Source organism: Paracoccus everestensis, from assembly GCF_021491915.1.
Taxonomy (GTDB): domain Bacteria; phylum Pseudomonadota; class Alphaproteobacteria; order Rhodobacterales; family Rhodobacteraceae; genus Paracoccus; species Paracoccus everestensis.
On sequence record NZ_CP090836.1, the window covers coordinates 1,538,549 to 1,553,377 of the forward strand.

The window sequence follows — 14,829 nt, forward strand, 5'->3', positions numbered from 1 at the left end:
GTATGTCGATGCGATCGGGACATCCTACGCGGGCCGCATGGTTGCCCAAAAAACTTGCGGCATAGCGGCAATGCGCTGAAAACATGGCTATTTTCGGGTCTCAGCCCTGAAAAGATGTGTGGTTTTCCGCACAGGCTCAAACTGCTAGTGTGGGATTTGAAACACCATTCCGGGGGCGCCAGGGCTTGGCGGACACAGAAGGCACCGTATTGAGTGCTGGCGATTCGCCAGCCCTGCCACGCGTGGCGGGATGGTTTGCGATGCTGACGGCCTTGGCATTGCTGGTCCTGGTTCCGGCCGCAACCTTCTGGGCTATCCGCGCAGGCGCGTTAGAGGATCTGCGCAATGAAGGGCTTGCCGCAGCTCAGTCACGTGCCCTGACGCTGGAAAGCATCCTTGACCGGCAGCGCGCGGTTGTCGCCATCCTGGCCGACGACGCCATGGTCAAGTCCATCCTGCGCGGATCGGCGCGCGAAGGGCGCGATGCGGTATCGGCCAAGCTGGAGCGCCTGGGGGCCGAGACGCAAAGCGCGGTCCTGTATCTGCTGGATGCCGATGGCCGGACCATTGCCGCGTCGAACTGGAACCAGCCGGACAGTTTCGTGGGGCACGATTACAGCTTTCGCAATTATTTCCGCCAAGCGCATCCCACGGCGATGGAATTCGCGCTTGGCACCGTCAGCGGGCAGCCGGGGCTGTACCTGTCCCACGATGTGCGCGACGGCGCGGCGGTTTTGGGGGTCGTGGTTGTCAAGGTGCAATTCGATGCGCTCGAGTCAGCCTGGGCGCGCAGCCCGAACGCCACCCATGTGACCGAAGGCGACGGCCGCGTCATCATCACGACGGATCCCGCGCGCCGCTTTGCGGTCGCGGTTCCGCCGGCGCCTGACAGCCTGCCCATCACCCTGCCGGTCCGGGGGACGAGATGGACCGTGACCATGCTGGTCCCGCTGCGCGAGGTCCAGCAGACGGCAGGCTATGCCGCAGGCGCGGCAGGCTTGGCGGTGCTGCTGCTGCTGGCAATGGCCGATCAGGCCCGCCGGTCGCGCCTGCGGTCAGTTCGAAAGGCTGCGGCCGACCGCAGCTATCGTGCGGAACTTGAACGCGCGGTGACTGAGCGCACCCGCGACCTGTCCGAGGAGATGCGCGAACGTCAGGCTGCACAGGCAAGGCTGTCGCAAATGCAGGCCGATCTGGTCCAGGCCAATAAGCTGGCAACGATGGGCCAGATCACCGCAGGCGTCGCGCACGAGATCAACCAGCCACTGGCGACGATCCGGCTGCTGGCGGAAAACGCACAGGTCATGCAGCCATGCGGTCCTGCAAGCGACAACCTGACCCGCATTGCCCGCATGACCGACCGGATCGGCCAGATCACCGACCAGCTTCGCGGCTTTGCCCGCAAGGCGACTGGTCAGGTCACCGCCGTTCCTCTGCGCCCAGTGATCGAGGCGTCCTTGCTGCTGACCGCCAGTCGCCGCAAGGCTGGGGACATCGCCATCCACCTTCCCGATATGCCGGAAGGACTGGCCGTCATGGGCGAACAGGTCCGGCTGGAACAGATCCTGGTCAACCTTCTGACCAATGCCTTCGAGGCCCAGGAAGGCTGCCCCGATCCGTGGATCCGTATCGAGGTCGGTGCACGGGGGGATCGCGTCGTGGTGACGGTTGCCGACAACGGACCCGGCATATCGCCAGATGTGATGAAACAACTGTTCGCGCCCTTTGCGACCGGCAAGGCGCAGGGGCTTGGCCTTGGCCTCGTCATTTCCCGCGACATCGCCCGCGATTTCGGCGGCGAATTGACGGCGGATGAACCGGTCCTAGGCCGCGGGGCGGCGTTTCACCTGACGCTGAGGAAAGCCGCATGACGGGACTGGTCCGGCTGGTGGACGATGACGAGGATTTGCGCGCGGTCCAAGTGCAGACCCTGAAAATGGCGGGTTTGCAGGTCGAGGATTTCAGCCTTGCCGCCGATGCCCTGAAAGGGATGACGCGCGATTATCCGGGCGTCGTTCTGTCCGATGTGCGAATGCCCGGGATGGATGGGCTGCAATTCTTCGGCCACCTGCACGCCATCGACGCGGATCTGCCTGTGATCCTGCTGACCGGGCATGGGGACGTGCCGATGGCGGTGGCCGCGCTGAAGGCAGGGGCTTATGATTTCCTGACCAAGCCCGTGGCGCGCGACGGGCTGCTGGCCGCGCTGAACCGCGCCTTGTCGGCCCGCGCACTGGTGCTGGAAAACCGCGACTTGCGGCAGGCCAGCCACGACGCATCGGGCAGCTTTCCCGAACTGTCCGGCAGCAGCGAGGTGATGGCCCATCTGCGCGCAGCCCTGGACCGCGTGGCCGGCGCGGGGGGCAGCGCCCTGCTGACCGGACCTGACGGCGCGGGCAAGCTGGTCCTGGCCCGCGCCATCCACCGCCAAGGCCCGCGCCGCGCCCGCAGTTTCGTGCATCTGGCTTGCGACGCCCTGGACGATGCACGTTTTGAAGCCGACCTGCTGGGCAGCGAAGCGCCGGGACCGCGCGGCACCCGGCAGACGGGCCAGTTGGAACGGGCGCAGCGTGGGGTGTTGTTCCTGGACCGCGTGGATGGGCTGTCGCCCTCCATGCAGGCGCGGCTGGCCGCGGTGCTGGAGGCAGGTGAGTTCTGGCCCACCGGCGCCGCCGCGCCGCGCCCGACGGATGTGCAGCTTCTGGCCTCGACCAGCGCCGATCTTGCGCGGCTGGCGGCGGATGGCCGGTTCGACACGAGACTGTTCTATCGCCTGTCGGGCACGGTGCTGCCCGTCCCGTCGCTGGCAGAGCGTCGAGAGGACATCCCGGCGCTGTATCGCCATTTCCTGCTGGCTGCCTGTGCGCGGCTGGATCGGCCAGCGCCCGCGATGACGGGCGCGGTCAAGGCGCGGCTGTCGGGGCATGGCTGGCCGGGCAACCTGCCAGAACTGCGGGGATTTGCCGAAAGCCAGGCTCTTGGCGTGACGCCCTTTGATGCGCAGGGCAACAACGATGCACCGGGATTGGCCGATCTGGTGGCCGCATACGAGGCCGAACTGATCCGTGATGCCCTGCGGCTGGCGGGCGGGAATGCAACGGCTGCGATGGGACGGCTGCAACTGCCGCGAAAGACGTTTTACGACAAGCTGGCCCGGCACGGGATCAGGCCCACGGATTTCCGGCGCTGATCAGCGCGTCCGTCCCTCGATGATGGTTTTCAGGACCAACACGATGAGGGCGATCAGGGTCAGGGTCGATGCGGCGGCAAAGGCGCCGGCGGTATTCAGGTCGTTGAACAGCAGCTCGATCTGCAAGGGCAGGGTGTTCGTCTGCCCCCGGATTGCGCCCGATACGACCGAAACTGCGCCGAATTCCCCCACTGCCCGCGCCGTTGCAAGCACCGCGCCATAAAGCAGCGCCCAGCGGATATTGGGCAGCGTCACCCGACGGAAGATCTGCCAGCCGGACGCGCCCAATGTGAGAGCCGCCTGTTCCTGTTCCGACCCCTGGGCCTGCATCAGGGGCAGAACCTCTCGGGCAACGAAAGGACCGGTCACGAACAGCGTCACGAGGACGATGCCGGGCAGCGCGAACAGGATCTTGATGTCGCCCGCCGCAAGGACGGGGCCAAGCAACCCTTGCCGGCCGTAAAGCAGCAAATAGCAGACCCCGGCGATGATGGGTGAGATGGAAAACGGCAGCTCGATGATGGTCAACAGCAGCTTGCGACCGGGGAACGTGAAGCGGGCGATCAACCACGCGGCGCTGATCCCGATGGCCAGGTTGACCGGCAGGGTGATCACGGCGACGACCGAGGTCAGCCAGATCGCGTGCAGCGTGTCGGGCGCCAGGATGTTCTGGGCAAAGACCGCAAAGCCTTCGGACAGCGCGCGCCAAAGGATATAGATCAGCGGCACGACGACGATGAACAGCGTCAGCGCCACGGCCAGGCCGATCAGCAGCCGTGCGGTGCCGCGATCGGGGCGGGGGGCAAGGGCTGCGGGGGCTAGCGCGTTCATGCCGGAACCCTCCGCCGGGTCAGGCGCGCTTGCAGCCAGTTCGACAGCGCCAGCAGCACAAGGGCGATGGCGACCAGTGTCAATGCGATGGCCGCAGCACCGTTATAGTCATATTCCTCAAGCCGGATCACCGCCAGAAGCGAGGCGATCTCGGTCTTCATGGGCAGGTTCCCGGCGATAAAGATCACCGCGCCGAATTCGCCCAGCGAGCGCGCAAAGGCGATGGTTGTGCCGATCAGGAAGGCAGGCAGGATCGCCGGAAAGATCACCCTGGTGAAGATCTGGAATGGCGTCGCGCCCAGCGTGCGGGCGGCTTCTTCCTGGCCGGGGTCCAGATCCTCGAGGATCGGCTGGACGGTGCGGACCACAAAGGGGATCGAGGTAAAGGACATCGCGATCGCAATGCCCCAGATGGTATAGACAACCGAAATTCCGGTGGGCGCCAGGATCGCGCCATACCAGCCATTCGCAGAAAACAGCGCCGTCAGCGCCAGACCCGCCACGGCGGTGGGCAGGGCAAAGGGAATGTCCATCATCGCATCCAGCAGCCGGCGACCCGGAAAGCGATAGCGGACCAGCACCCAGGCCATCAACAGCCCGTATGCCGCATTGAACACCGTCGCCAGGGCGGCCGCGGTGATGGTCAGGCGCAGCGCGGCCAGTGTGCGGGGGGCGGTCACGATCTCCCAGAACCGGGTGGGGCCGATTTCCGCCCCCTTCAGCACCAGGGCGATGACGGGCAGCATCACGATGATGCCGACATAGGTCAGCGTCAGGCCCATGGTCAGGCCAAAGCCCGGAAGCACCCGTTTTTGCCGCCCGGCAGGGGCGTCGATGACCGCCGCAACGCTCATTGGTTCACGAACACGGAATCAAGGATCCCGCCTTCGGCGAAATGTTCTTGCTGGACCTTGTCCCAGCCGCCGAACACCTCTTCGACCGTGACCAGCTTCACCTTGGGGAAGTTCGCGGCGAATTCGGCGGTGATCGCCTCGTCATGCACGCGGTTGAAGTTTTGCGCAAGGATACGCTGCGCATCGGGCGAATACAGGAAATCGAGATAAGCCTTCGACACCTCGGCGGTGCCTTTGCTTTCCGCGTTCTCCGTCACGACAGCGACCGGGAATTCGGCCAGAACCGACAGCGATGGCGTGACCCGTTCCAGTTTCGCATCGGCATATTGGCGGGCAATGCCGCCGGTTTCGGCCTCGAAGGTGATCAGCACGTCGCCAATGCCGCGTTCGGCGAAGGTTGCGGTGGCCGCACGCCCGCCTTGGTCGAAGACCGGCACGTTGGCAAAGACCTTCTTGACGAACTCCTGCGCCGCCGCCTGATCCCCGTTGTTCTTGTCCAGCGCATAGGCATAGGCCGCAAGATAGGTATAGCGCGCATTGCCGCTGGTCTTGGGGTTCGGGAAGATGACCTGAACCCCTTTTTGGATCAGGTCATCCCAGTCGTCGATGTTCTTGGGATTGCCTTCGCGCACCAGGAATGCGGGCAGCGAATAATAGGGCGACGCCTGGTTCGGGAATGCCTCGCGCCAGTCGGCGCCGACCAGGCCGTCCTTGGCCAGCACGTCGATATCTGTCACCTGGTTGAAGGTCACGACATCGGCGGGCAGCCCTTCCAGGATTGCGCGCGCCTGTTTAGACGAACCGCCATGGGACTGGTCGATGGTTACGCTGCGGCCCGTTTCCGCCTGCCATTTCTCGGCAAAGACCGGGTTCAGTTCGGCAAACAACTCGCGTGCGATGTCATAGGATACGTTCAGGATCGCGTCCTGCGCGGCGACGGGCGATGCAAGGCCCAGAACAAGGGCAAGGGCAGTGGTCAGGCGGGTTTTCAAGAGCGGGCCTCCTTGAGGGTCTTCGGGGTCTGGATCGGCAGGGCGGACTGCGACGCGCCGCCGGGAAAAATCTGGCCTGCCACGGCGCGCAAGGCCACGGGCTGGCCCTGGCGCAGCCCGCGGCCGTCGCGGCGCGGAACCTCAGCCTCGATCCGGCAGCCGGTGCCGTCCTCGGCCGCGACCCGCAGCAGCGCGCCGGTCGTGGCGATCTCGGTCACGCGGAAGGGCGCGGCGGGGTCGGGGATGGGCTGGATGTCGGCGGGACGCAGGAACAGCCGGGCCGGTCCATCAGGCAGCGCCCGCCGGGGCAGGGCGGCCAGATCCAGTCCCACCGCATAGGCCCGGCCTGCCGCCATCGTAACAGGCAGATCGACCGTCAGGCCCAGGAAACGCGCGACAAAGGGCGTCGCAGGGTGGTCGTAAATCTCGTCCGGCTGGCCGATCTGTTCGACGACGCCGCCGTTCATCACAACCACGCGGTCGGCCAGTTCAAAGGCTTCTTCCTGGTCGTGGGTCACGAAGATCGTGGTGGTGCCGGCGCTGTCGTGGACCCCGCGCAGCCAGCGGCGCAGGTCGCGGCGGACCTGGGCGTCAAGCGCGCCAAAGGGTTCGTCCAGCAGCAGAACACGCGGGTTGATGGCCATGGCGCGGCCCAGGGCGACCCGCTGGCGCTGCCCGCCCGACAGTTCGGCGGGATATCGGTCGGCCAGCCTGTCGATCTGCAGGAAGCGCAGCAGCCCGTCCACGGTCGCCGCGATCTGCGCCTTGCCGGGGCGCTCGGCGCGCGGCAGAACCGTCAGGCCAAAGGCGATGTTGTCGCGCACCGTCATATGGGGAAACAGCGCGTAATGCTGGAACACGAAACCGATGCGGCGTTCGGCGGCGGATTTCGTCAGCCAGTCCATGCCGTCAAAGGACAACGCGCCCGCATCGGGCCAATCCAGCCCGGCGATGATGCGCAGCAGCGTGGTCTTGCCCGACCCCGAGGGGCCAAGAAGCGCGACCAGTTCGCCCTCGGCCACGGTCAGGTCGATGCCGCGCAAGACCTGGGTTGCGCCAAAGCGTCGGGCAAGATGCGAAACGGCAAGGGACATGGGTGGACTTTCCTGTTTGCGGGCAACAGTTAACAACGCGCAACTCACTTGCCAAGGAACCCCCCTCGGCGTTCCGCGCGCGTGCCAGAGAACCGCATTCTTCGCCGGCACGACTGCAGAAAATCCCGGTCTGCAACACGCCGCACAGCGCAGGTGGCGTTCGGGATAGCCGCGGATGCCGCGCGACGTTTTCCCTTTTTTGCAATTCTCAGCGCCGCCAGATCCAACTGTGCCCGGCAAGCCGTCCCTGCACCTTGGCAAGGACGCGCAGCGCGGGTTGACGCGGGCTGATGCCGTCGCGCAGGCGATCCACCGCGACCTCGGCAGGGCAGGGCAGGCCTGTCACCGGATCGCGATAGCGGGGATAGGCGATCAGGCAGGCATGGGCCAGATCCGTTATGCCGGGCCGGGCGGTGCGTCGCCGGGGGACCGGACCCAGATCCCGGGTCAGGCCCCACCCCGCATAAAAGGGTGCGCCAAGGGTCGTCACGGGGATGCCGCGCAACAGCGCCTCGAGTCCCAAGGTCGAGGTGATCGTCCAGACCTCGTCCACATGGGACAGCAAGGATATGGGATCGGAGGCGACTGCCACCCCGTCGGCATGGGGCGTGGCGTCCACCGCGCCGGGGCGCAGGCCCGATTCGACGTCGGGGTGGGGCTTGAAGATCAGATGCGCATCCGGGTTTTCCCGGCGCACACGGCGCAACAGATCCTCGTTCGTGCGTTCCGCCCCGGCGCCCAACCGGACCGAGGCATCGTCCTCGACCTGGCCTGGAACAAGGATGCGGCGGCGATGGGTCGCGGTGGGCCGATAGCTGCCGGTCAGGTTGTACTTGGACAAGCCCGCCTTGCGAATGGCCGCAATCAGCCGTTCGGCCCGTGCGGCGCCACCCGGGGGCGGACCCTTTGCGATCAGGCGTTCCAGGCGGCTTTCGCGCGTCGGGTCGTAATAGATGCCCAGATCGTCGGCCACCAGCGACAAGGGCGGCGTCAACGCAGCCCCCAGACCACGCGACCGCAGGAATCCGTCTTCCACCCGGATCGCGCCCGGCACCCGCCCTGCCTTGCCCGCACAAGCCAGCGTCACATCGGGCGACGGCTTGCCAGTAAACCGGACCCCCGCGCCGTCGCCGAAGGCGCGCGATATGACGGGGCGTTTCCATAGCCGCATCCCATAGGCCAGATGCCCGTCGCGGTCCTGCCGGAACGCCTTTGCTTCCGCCTCGATCTGGGCCAGGGCGCCTTCGAAATCGGTCAGCCGGTCGCGGCAGGGATCATACCAGACCGGCGCCAACAGGTGGCTGGCGGCGAACAGCGCCTCAACTTTTGCAGGGCCGCGCCGTTCCGGGGGCAGGGGATATTCGTCTTGGGACAGGCCCCATCCGGCATAGAATGGCTGGCCGAACAGGCGGGGGCGGTGCCCGGCCAGGATCGCCTCGTATGCCAATTGCGAACTGAAGGCATAAACGGAATGGGCGTTCTCCAGCAGCTTCCAGGGGGATGTTTCCCGGTCGCACAGGATGTCCCCCGGTCGCAGGTCGCCGCGGGTCAGATGGCCGGGCCGCAGGCCTCGGATCGTTTCAGGGTGGCTTCGCAGCAGGATGGGACGGTCCGGGTGCTCGCGCCGGGCCGTGTCCAACATTGCCAGAAACCGGTCGCGCCCCGCGCCCATCAGGGATGCGTCACCGTGCGTCTGGTCGATCACCAGGACATAGCCTGGATCCGGGACGGGCAGATCCGGGCGGTGGCTGTTGTATTTCGATAAATCGGCCGCACGCAGCCGGGCGATACCGTCACGGGCGCGCTGTTCCAGCCCGGCGGTTGCGCCTTGGACGATCAGCCGTTCGATCAGCGAGGGGCGGGTGGCGTCGAAATGCACCCCGAACGGGTCGATCTGCAAGCCGATCGGCCCGCGCCGCGCAAGGTGGCCCCTTGCCCGGCCGGGCTGGATGGATCGCAGGAACGCATCCTCGACCGTCACCAGACCCGCCTTGGTGCGCCGCGCAATGGCGCGGCCGCGCCACGCGGTCGGACTGCTGCCCCAGATCGCCACGCTATCGCCCGTGCCAGGCAGGCCCAGTCGCAAATCCCAACCCGCCAGCGTCAGGATGCGGCGCAGGCGCGGCGCCCGCCAGAACCCTCCGTTGAATGCGAAAAGCCGCCGGTCCTGTTTGCCGGCGGCTTTCAGGTCATCCGTCATCCGCAGGTCAGTTGGACAGGTTCTGGATCGAGTTTGCGGAGTTGATCGGCCCGATCAAGGCTGCCAGCCGCTTTTGCCACTGAACATAGGGCGCCTCGGTCACATAGACCGTGTCTTCGTCCCGGATGAGGAAGTCGCGGGCTAGGAACAGCCCGTTGGGCCGTGTCAGGTCCAGGACATAGGCGATGCGCTGCGATCCTTGCACCGTCTTGCCCAGAACCCGAGAGGCCACCTGCTCGGGCTCGTCGCGCAGGATGAAAACTCCGGTCGGGTCGGCGAGGTTGGAATTGAGACCGCCGACCATCGCCACCGCCTCGACCGCGTTGATCATCTCGTTGCCCAGGGGCACGCGGGTCTGGCCGCCAAGCGCGCCAAGTGCGGTAAAGCTGCGCTGATCTTCCTCGACCAGGATCACGTCGCCGGGGCGCAGCGCGATGTCGTTGCTGGAATTGGAATAGAGATCGGTCAGCCAGACCTTGCCGTTGTTGTTGCCGCGCTTGACCGTGATCACGGCGATCTCGGGCTCGATGGAGACGCCGCCTGCACGGGCCAGCATGGCCGACAGCGACCGGGTGGGCCGCTCGATCGGATAAACGCCCTGGGCCGTGACCTTGCCCATGACCGATACCGTGGCCCCGTCGCCTGCCACGCGGGTTACAGTCACCTGGGGGTCGGGCGTTTGCGTCGCCAACCGCTCGGTGATGACTTGGCGCAACTGGTCGGGCGTGTTGCCCGCCGCCTGCACCCGGCCCGCATAGGGCACGAAGATATAGCCGCCGCTGTCCACCTGGATTTCCTGCAAGGCCGTCGAGCTGGCCCCCAGCGAGGTCAGCAGCCCATCGTCGACGTTTTCCCAGATCGCCAGTCCCAGCACGTCGCCTGCCCGGATTTCATCCGCGCCGACCTGTCCCGCGCCCAGGAAGCTGTTGGAAAAGCCATAGGACGGGGTGAAGTTCGTGGTGCGCGCAACGTGATCGTTCACATAGATCACATGGGTGTTCCCGCCCTTCTCGACGGCGCCCGAATAGATCTCGGACTTGCTGGGGCCGGACCGGGGCAGGCTGCACGCCGTAAGCAGCGCCATGGCCACGATCAGGGTCAGGCGCATGGCCAGACCTGCTGCCGGACGGGCAGGAGAAAGCTTCACTGTCACCTTTCGAAACTCCTGTTCCTTGTCCCGGACTTGCCGCCCGGTTGTGCGCGCAATCTAGACCCTGCGCCGTACGGATGCCACACCTTCCTGAACCCTAGTCCAGAACTTCGCCGATTTGCTGGCGGCGGTGGACACGCCCCGTGGCCAGGGCCTGATAGGGATCCTCGGGTGCAAGGATCAGGTCTGCGACCAGCCGCAGGGCATGGGCGCGCGAACGGCGGGAATAAAATCCTCCCGGAACCTGGCTGGTTTGCAGCAGATAGTCACGAAAGATGCGATAGGCGGCAATATCGGGCCGCTGGGGATGGGCCATGAAATCGGCCAGAGTCTGGTCCGACACCAACCCAGGCTTGCAATAGACGGCGCGGCCCAGGGCCTTGACCGGCAGCCCGCGCCACAATGCCTGCTGGGCGGCCGTCGAATTGACGGTGATCACCGCGCGAGCATGGGCCATCATGTCGGCCAGCTTGCCGCCCCGGAAATAATGCACCCGGTGCGCCACGCCATGCCGGGACGCCGCATCGCGGATGGCACGGCGGTTCCTGGCACGGCCGTCCTCCAGCGGGTGCGCCTTGAACAGCAGGTGATGATGCCTGGGGGCGGACCGCGCAAACTCTGCCACCACCTGCTCCACGAAGTCGCGGTTCCGGGAAAACGGCGAATGCCCCAGCATATTGGAATCATGTTCCAGTTGCATCGGCACAAGCAGGTAAGGATCGCCCGTCAGTCTGAAACGCCGCCATTGAATCGCCCGCGCCACCGAATGACCCGGCGTCAGCATCAGGCGGCGCAGGTTCAGCCGGAACTCGGCAAAGATCGGCAAGGCGCGGTGGCTGGCGAACTGGCGATAGCGGCGGTTCGCCGCCAGAACCAGGAAATGATAGAACGCGCCATAGGTCTTGTGCTGGCGCATATCGCCCCAATGGGCAGGCGGGCGGCGAACCTCGGATGCGGTGTCGCGCAGGGTTGCGCGCATCTCGGTCAGGGATATGTCCAAAAGCGCCGAATGCCCGTTCGACCCGCCGCGTTCATAGCTGATCCAGTAGGGGCGGAGATAGCCTTCCTCGAACACGTGCAGGCGCAGGTCCAGGGCTTGGGCCGCATGGCGCGCGGCCGCGTGGATCGGGCGCACATCGCCGTAAAGGACGATATCCGTCACCCCTTTTTCGGCCAAAATCCGCGCCAGGAACGCGGGCCAGTCTGCGCTGCTGCCGGTATGGCGCAGCAGATGCGCCGGATCAGACCAGAAGAACTCGTCCCCCGCATTGAACGCGCATCGCCAGACTTGCGCACCCGCAGCCCGCAACATCTGGCCTAGCCGGTCAAAGAACGGGCCGTGCGGACCCTGCAATAACAGAAAAACGCGCGGCACGGGATCGGGCGCAACGGCCGTGTACGACGAAAGGGATTGTCGGTTTTGCAGCACCATACCATTCCTGTTAACGGCGGGGCGTTTCTGTTGGCACCTGGTACAATGGGGAATACAGACGGCAACGGGCCGTGCGATGCTTGCGCTGCACCATGCTATCGCCTAGGTCTTTGCCGAAGAAAAGAGGTTTTCGCGTGTTCACAGGCATCATCACGGATATCGGCACCGTAGCCGCGGTTGAAATGCGGGGCGACATGCGTGCGCGGATCGACTGCGGCTATGACATGGCGACCGTGGATCTGGGCGCCTCGATTGCCTGCGACGGGGTGTGCCTGACCGTGGTGGACAAAGGCCCGGGTTGGTTCACCGTCGATATCTCGGCCGAGACGCTGTCCAAGACCAATATCGGTGCCGGGGGCTGGCAGGCCGGACGCCGCCTGAACCTGGAACGCGCCCTGCGCGTGGGCGATGAGTTGGGGGGCCATATCGTCAGCGGCCATGTCGATGGCGTGGCCCGTGTGGTTGGTCTGCACGACGAAGGCGACAGCCTACGCCTGACATTCGAGGCTCCGTCCGCTTTGGCCCGATATATCGCCCCCAAAGGATCGGTCGCACTGAACGGCACCTCCCTGACCGTGAACGAGGTGGCTGGCAACCGCTTTGGCGTGAACCTGATCCCGCATACCCGCCAGGTGACGACCTGGGGCGGGGTTGCCATGGGCGACGAGGTCAACCTGGAGATCGACACCCTGGCTAGATACGTTGCCCGGTTGGCCGAGGCAATGAGCGCGCCCCTGCCTGCCGGGGCTTGACGCGGGGCGGCTTTCACGACATTGCAGCCGGTCTCTTTGACAAGGCCCGATCCATGAACCCGAACGACGACAAGCAGAACGACAAGCGTGCCGACCGCCGGGCGAAAAGCAGCGGCGCGCGCTTTTACGCCGTTCAGGCCCTTTATCAGATGGAAGCTGCGGGCCAGTCTGCCGAACGGGTGATGCGGGAATTCGAAACCCACCGCTTGGGGGCCGAGGATGAGGATGGCCGGTATCTGCCCGCCGATGAAGGGCTGTTTACCCGTGTCGTCGACGGGGCGGTGAATTGGCAGTCGCGGATCGACCAGGCGACCGATCGCGGTCTGGTGGCCAAGTGGCCCATCGACCGGATCGACCCGGTGCTGCGCGCCTTGTTCCGCGCGGCGGGGGCCGAGTTGGTGACGCCGCAGACCCCACCCAAGGTCGTCATCACCGAATACGTCCGCTTGGCCGAGGCGTTCTTTCCCGAGGGCCGCGAACCGAAGTTCGTGAATGCCGTCCTGGACCACGTTGCCCGAGAGCTGCGTCCCGAGGCGTTCTGACGCAGCACGCACTTCCTGCTGCATTTCTCACATAAATGCCCTATATTCGGGACTTCATGCGTCCGGGGTGTATCATGCCGATGATGATTCGTGTCTATATCCGAAGCGTCTTGATCGGCGCCGCACTGGCCTGTTGCTTTGTTGCCGCATTGATGTCCTTGGACGTGGCACATTTGCGCCACCTGATCCTGAACAGCAGCGTAGGCTGGCTGGCAGTCATCATGCTGATCGTTTTCAACACAATTGTCTTTGCAGGGGTTCAGTTCGCGATTGCCGTGATGGGACAGGCAGAATCCCCGCCTTCATCGGGCCGCCGATCATCTGTCAGGCGTCCTCGTCCGATGGCCAGAGTCCATGTCCCAGCGGCAACGACACGGCGAAAATAAAAGAAATCAGACAAGCACGACGCGATTGCTTTGTGCATCGTGTCCATTCTGCAACATCTTGCCCGGCTGGAACACGCCGCCTTACTGTCTAAAATTTGGGCATTCACGTCTTTGTTTCAAATCGAATAATATTTATGACGCCTTTATTTCGTGCTTCGGAAGATGATTTTATTAATCTTGGCAGAGGCTTCCCATCTATTCAGTTTGGTTCCTTCGTTTGATATCACTGACGTATTTCGGCAAGTTTTGGCCCAAGTAGCTCGGCGGCATTTACCCTCACGTTTTTGGGAGTCGTGGACGTTCTTTAGGGGTCTATGAATCAAGACAGGGCAGGATTACTTCATCTTTCGCAGAGATGCTCTGGCGTCTGACAGTCGTCCAGAACAACGAAACTCAGCTCGCGAGGATGAGATGAAAAAAATTACGTTGCTGACCGGCACCGCCGCTCTGATTGCCGCTCTGTCCGCTCCGGCTTTTGCCCAGACGGAAATCGCCGCAGGCGCCGATGCGACCGGAATTTCCGGCATCAATGACCGCATCATTGACGTTGAAGATGCGGTGCAGGACGATTTTGACCGCGATAACGACGACGCGCGTTTCGGCAACCCGGATCGCCGCGAGGGCCTGTTTGGTTCGGTTGCGCTGACATATGCGGGTGATAGTGGCAACAGCGAAGGCCAAGACTTTTCGCTGGCTGGCCGTGTGTCGAATAATGCTGGCCCCTGGCAGCAGTCGATCGGGATGCTGCTCGAGTTCGGCGAGGACGATGATGGCGATAAGGATAGGGAAGACGTCTCGGTCATCTATGATGGTGCGTACTACTTCAACGATCGCTTTTATGCCTTCGTGTTGGGACGCTTCAGCATCGATGGTCTTGCCAACGGTGATCAGTTCGGCATCGACGACGATGAGGATGTTGCCGAAGATCTCGACCAACTTGCTCGCGATGGCTTCATTGGGGTCGGCCCCGGCTATCGCGTGATCAATACTGAACAGACCGCATGGCGTGTCCAGGCTGGTATCGGCTATCGCTATACCCAGAGCGGCGCACAGAAATCGGGCTTCGATCTGGTTGAAGTTGGTACAGACCCAGTGACCGGCGATGCCATCTATGACACCGTTGCAGTTGATGACTCCTCGGACAGCGGTCTTGGCTACATCGTGTCGTCGCGGCTGTATCACCGCTTCAACGACATGGTCTTCATCACCAACGACACTGATTTCTTGTCGTCGGAAGACTCGCCCGACGTGATCACCAACCAGTTCGGTGTGAACTTCCAGATGTCAGACCAACTGGCGACCCGCATCAGCTATACCACTGAGTACGAAGAAGACCGCGATATCCGCACGGACAACACCTTGGGTGTATCGGTCGTTTACGGCTTCTGATCTACGTCGCAGGCATA

General features: G+C 64.3%; 13 protein-coding genes. 6 read left to right on the forward strand and 7 right to left on the reverse strand.

All coding sequences use genetic code 11. The features are described from left to right. Positions 1-242 precede the first annotated feature (242 nt). Together LZ585_RS07595 and LZ585_RS07600 are read left to right on the forward strand one after the other, a co-directional pair. Positions 243-1,871, forward strand: coding sequence for an ATP-binding protein (locus LZ585_RS07595; RefSeq protein ID WP_234853017.1), 1,629 nt, complete (start codon positions 243-245; stop codon positions 1,869-1,871). Beyond that, positions 1,868-3,190: a sigma-54-dependent transcriptional regulator gene (locus LZ585_RS07600; RefSeq protein WP_234853018.1), complete on the forward strand. Its 1,323-nt coding sequence runs from the start codon at positions 1,868-1,870 to the stop codon at positions 3,188-3,190. The genes LZ585_RS07595 and LZ585_RS07600 overlap by 4 nt, the downstream gene beginning before the upstream one ends. Here the strand turns inward: LZ585_RS07600 and cysW are convergent, their stop codons facing one another. The 7 genes from cysW to LZ585_RS07635 form a co-directional block, all read right to left on the reverse strand. Next, positions 3,191-4,021, reverse strand: a complete 831-nt coding sequence (gene cysW, locus LZ585_RS07605) for a sulfate ABC transporter permease subunit CysW (RefSeq protein ID WP_234853019.1) — start codon at positions 4,019-4,021, stop codon at positions 3,191-3,193. Further along, positions 4,018-4,875 (reverse strand): sulfate ABC transporter permease subunit CysT, encoded by an 858-nt coding sequence (gene cysT / locus LZ585_RS07610; protein ID WP_234853020.1) that lies wholly within the window; start codon positions 4,873-4,875, stop codon positions 4,018-4,020. Before cysT ends, cysW begins: the two co-directional genes overlap by 4 nt. Then, entirely contained in the window at positions 4,872-5,867 is a 996-nt protein-coding gene (locus tag LZ585_RS07615) for a sulfate ABC transporter substrate-binding protein (protein WP_234853021.1), read from the reverse strand. The genes cysT and LZ585_RS07615 overlap by 4 nt, the downstream gene beginning before the upstream one ends. Beyond that, positions 5,864-6,961, reverse strand: a complete 1,098-nt coding sequence (locus LZ585_RS07620; RefSeq protein WP_234853022.1) for a sulfate/molybdate ABC transporter ATP-binding protein — start codon at positions 6,959-6,961, stop codon at positions 5,864-5,866. Before LZ585_RS07620 ends, LZ585_RS07615 begins: the two co-directional genes overlap by 4 nt. A 208-nt stretch (positions 6,962-7,169) precedes the next feature. Continuing rightward, on the reverse strand, positions 7,170-9,161 hold the full coding sequence (locus LZ585_RS07625; protein WP_234853023.1) for a capsular polysaccharide biosynthesis protein: 1,992 nt from the start codon (positions 9,159-9,161) through the stop codon (positions 7,170-7,172). A gap of 7 nt (positions 9,162-9,168) precedes the next feature. Continuing rightward, positions 9,169-10,269 carry a polysaccharide biosynthesis/export family protein gene (locus LZ585_RS07630; RefSeq protein WP_390625114.1) on the reverse strand — a complete coding sequence of 367 codons (1,101 nt, stop codon included), beginning with the start codon at positions 10,267-10,269 and terminating at the stop codon, positions 9,169-9,171. Between the two features lie 139 nt (positions 10,270-10,408). Continuing rightward, positions 10,409-11,686: a capsule biosynthesis protein gene (locus tag LZ585_RS07635; RefSeq protein ID WP_234853024.1), complete on the reverse strand. Its 1,278-nt coding sequence runs from the start codon at positions 11,684-11,686 to the stop codon at positions 10,409-10,411. Positions 11,687-11,877: 191 nt separating this feature from the next. On the opposite strand from LZ585_RS07635, the gene LZ585_RS07640 reads away from it, so the two are divergent. From LZ585_RS07640 to LZ585_RS07655, 4 genes are all read left to right on the forward strand, one after another. Further along, entirely contained in the window at positions 11,878-12,495 is a 618-nt protein-coding gene (locus LZ585_RS07640; RefSeq protein WP_234853025.1) for a riboflavin synthase, read from the forward strand. A gap of 53 nt (positions 12,496-12,548) precedes the next feature. After that, positions 12,549-13,037, forward strand: coding sequence for a transcription antitermination factor NusB (gene nusB / locus LZ585_RS07645; protein ID WP_234853026.1), 489 nt, complete (start codon positions 12,549-12,551; stop codon positions 13,035-13,037). Between the two features lie 74 nt (positions 13,038-13,111). Beyond that, complete coding sequence (locus LZ585_RS07650; protein WP_234853027.1) at positions 13,112-13,423, forward strand: hypothetical protein; 312 nt, start codon at positions 13,112-13,114, stop codon at positions 13,421-13,423. Between the two features lie 411 nt (positions 13,424-13,834). Beyond that, complete coding sequence (locus LZ585_RS07655) at positions 13,835-14,812, forward strand: DUF481 domain-containing protein (protein ID WP_234853028.1); 978 nt, start codon at positions 13,835-13,837, stop codon at positions 14,810-14,812. Positions 14,813-14,829: the final 17 nt, after the last annotated feature.

What these genes read in the sequence shown, in the direction of transcription:
- LZ585_RS07630 (WP_390625114.1), bottom strand. Translation starts at nt 10,269, where the DNA reads ATGCGCCTGACCCTGATCGTGGCCATGGCGCTGCTTACGGCGTGCAGC.
- LZ585_RS07620 (WP_234853022.1), bottom strand. Translation starts at nt 6,961, where the DNA reads ATGTCCCTTGCCGTTTCGCATCTTGCCCGACGCTTTGGCGCAACCCAG.
- LZ585_RS07650 (WP_234853027.1), top strand. Translation starts at nt 13,112, where the DNA reads ATGCCGATGATGATTCGTGTCTATATCCGAAGCGTCTTGATCGGCGCC.
- cysW (WP_234853019.1), bottom strand. Translation starts at nt 4,021, where the DNA reads ATGAACGCGCTAGCCCCCGCAGCCCTTGCCCCCCGCCCCGATCGCGGC.
- LZ585_RS07655 (WP_234853028.1), top strand. Translation starts at nt 13,835, where the DNA reads ATGAAAAAAATTACGTTGCTGACCGGCACCGCCGCTCTGATTGCCGCT.
- LZ585_RS07600 (WP_234853018.1), top strand. Translation starts at nt 1,868, where the DNA reads ATGACGGGACTGGTCCGGCTGGTGGACGATGACGAGGATTTGCGCGCG.
- nusB (WP_234853026.1), top strand. Translation starts at nt 12,549, where the DNA reads ATGAACCCGAACGACGACAAGCAGAACGACAAGCGTGCCGACCGCCGG.
- LZ585_RS07625 (WP_234853023.1), bottom strand. Translation starts at nt 9,161, where the DNA reads ATGACGGATGACCTGAAAGCCGCCGGCAAACAGGACCGGCGGCTTTTC.
- cysT (WP_234853020.1), bottom strand. Translation starts at nt 4,875, where the DNA reads ATGAGCGTTGCGGCGGTCATCGACGCCCCTGCCGGGCGGCAAAAACGG.